Source organism: Pseudoalteromonas rubra (assembly GCF_004212645.1).
Taxonomy (GTDB): Bacteria; Pseudomonadota; Gammaproteobacteria; order Enterobacterales; family Alteromonadaceae; genus Pseudoalteromonas; species Pseudoalteromonas rubra_G.
In genome coordinates this window covers 1-2,423 of the sequence record NZ_PPUZ01000072.1, presented here as the reverse complement: position 1 = coordinate 2,423, position 2,423 = coordinate 1, and the positions used below count along the sequence as shown (strand labels likewise).

The following is a 2,423-nucleotide window of genomic DNA, read 5'->3' as shown; positions in this document are numbered from 1 at the left end:
GTGACTGCGTACCTTTTGTATAATGGGTCAGCGACTTATATTCTGTAGCAAGGTTAACCATTTAGGGGAGCCGTAGCGAAAGCGAGTCTTAACTGGGCGCTTAAGTTGCAGGGTATAGACCCGAAACCCGGTGATCTAGCCATGGGCAGGTTGAAGGTCAGGTAACACTGACTGGAGGACCGAACCCACTAACGTTGAAAAGTTAGGGGATGACCTGTGGCTAGGAGTGAAAGGCTAATCAAACCGGGAGATAGCTGGTTCTCCCCGAAATCTATTTAGGTAGAGCCTCGGACGAATACTTACGGGGGTAGAGCACTGTTAAGGCTAGGGGGTCATCCCGACTTACCAACCCTTTGCAAACTCCGAATACCGTAAAGTACTATCCGGGAGACACACGGTGGGTGCTAACGTCCATCGTGGAGAGGGAAACAACCCAGACCGTCAGCTAAGGTCCCAAAGTGTATGTTAAGTGGGAAACGATGTGGGAAGGCTAAAACAGCTAGGAGGTTGGCTTAGAAGCAGCCATCCTTTAAAGAAAGCGTAATAGCTCACTAGTCGAGTCGGCCTGCGCGGAAGATGTAACGGGGCTAAACATACCACCGAAGCTACGGCTGCGAACTTAGTTCGCGGGGTAGGGGAGCGTTCTGTAAGTGGCTGAAGGTGTGCCGGGAGGCATGCTGGACATATCAGAAGTGCGAATGCTGACATGAGTAACGATAATGCGGGTGAAAAACCCGCACGCCGGAAGACCAAGGGTTCCTATCCCATGTTAATCAGGGTAGGGTGAGTCGACCCCTAAGGCGAGGCTGAAGAGCGTAGTCGATGGGAAACGGGTTAATATTCCCGTACTTGGTATAAATGCGATGGGGGGACGGAGCAGGCTAGGCAAGCATGGCGTTGGTTGTCCATGTGAAAGGCTGTAGGCTGGTGACTTAGGAAAATCCGGGTCGCTAAGGCTGAGAGTCGAGACGAGCCACCACGGTGGTGAAGTTGTTGATGCCCTACTTCCAGGAAAAGCCTCTAAGCTTCAGTTTATATCGAATCGTACCCTAAACCGACACAGGTGGTCAGGTAGAGAATACTAAGGCGCTTGAGAGAACTCGGGTGAAGGAACTAGGCAAAATTGTACCGTAACTTCGGGAGAAGGTACGCTCTTACTTGTGAAGACTTCGCGTCGTAAGCAGGCGAGAGCCGCAGTGACCAGGTGGCTGGGACTGTTTATTAAAAACACAGCACTGTGCAAAATCGTAAGATGACGTATACGGTGTGACACCTGCCCGGTGCCGGAAGGTTAATTGATGGGGTTAGCTTAGGCGAAGCTCTTGATCGAAGCCCCGGTAAACGGCGGCCGTAACTATAACGGTCCTAAGGTAGCGAAATTCCTTGTCGGGTAAGTTCCGACCTGCACGAATGGTGTAACCATGGCCACGCTGTCTCCACCCGAGACTCAGTGAAATTGAAATCGCAGTGAAGATGCTGTGTACCCGCGGCTAGACGGAAAGACCCCGTGAACCTTTACTACAGCTTGGCACTGAACATTGACCCTACATGTGTAGGATAGGTGGGAGGCTTTGAAGCGCAGACGCTAGTTTGTGTGGAGCCGACCTTGAAATACCACCCTTGTAGTGTTGATGTTCTAACTTAGGCCCCTAATCGGGGTTGAGGACAGTGCCTGGTGGGTAGTTTGACTGGGGCGGTCTCCTCCCAAAGAGTAACGGAGGAGCACGAAGGTTGGCTAAGTACGGTCGGACATCGTACGGTTAGTGTAATGGTAGAAGCCAGCTTAACTGCGAGACAGACACGTCGAGCAGGTACGAAAGTAGGTCATAGTGATCCGGTGGTTCTGAATGGAAGGGCCATCGCTCAACGGATAAAAGGTACTCCGGGGATAACAGGCTGATACCGCCCAAGAGTTCATATCGACGGCGGTGTTTGGCACCTCGATGTCGGCTCATCACATCCTGGGGCTGAAGTCGGTCCCAAGGGTATGGCTGTTCGCCATTTAAAGTGGTACGCGAGCTGGGTTTAGAACGTCGTGAGACAGTTCGGTCCCTATCTGCCGTGGGCGTTTGAGAATTGAGAGGGGCTGCTCCTAGTACGAGAGGACCGGAGTGGACGAACCGCTGGTGTTCGGGTTGTCATGCCAATGGCATTGCCCGGTAGCTACGTTCGGAATCGATAACCGCTGAAAGCATCTAAGCGGGAAGCGAGCCTCGAGATGAGTTCTCACTTGGAGTTTAACTCCACTAAAGGGCCGTTGAAGACTACAACGTTGATAGGCGAGATGTGGAAGTGGTGTGAGCCATTAAGCTAACTCGTACTAATTACCCGTGAGGCTTAACCATACAACGCCAAAGTGGTTTTGTTTGTTAGAAGTTAAGAATTAAAGTAGACGAAAGAATTTAATACGCTTTTCCAGATTT

The 2,423-nt window shown here is 51.3% G+C and carries 1 rRNA gene; it reads left to right on the top strand.

The annotated features are described in order from the left end of the window. A 23S ribosomal RNA gene (locus C3B51_RS20130) occupies positions 1-2,345 on the top strand; the annotation flags it as partial. Between the last annotated feature and the right edge of the window lie 78 nt (positions 2,346-2,423).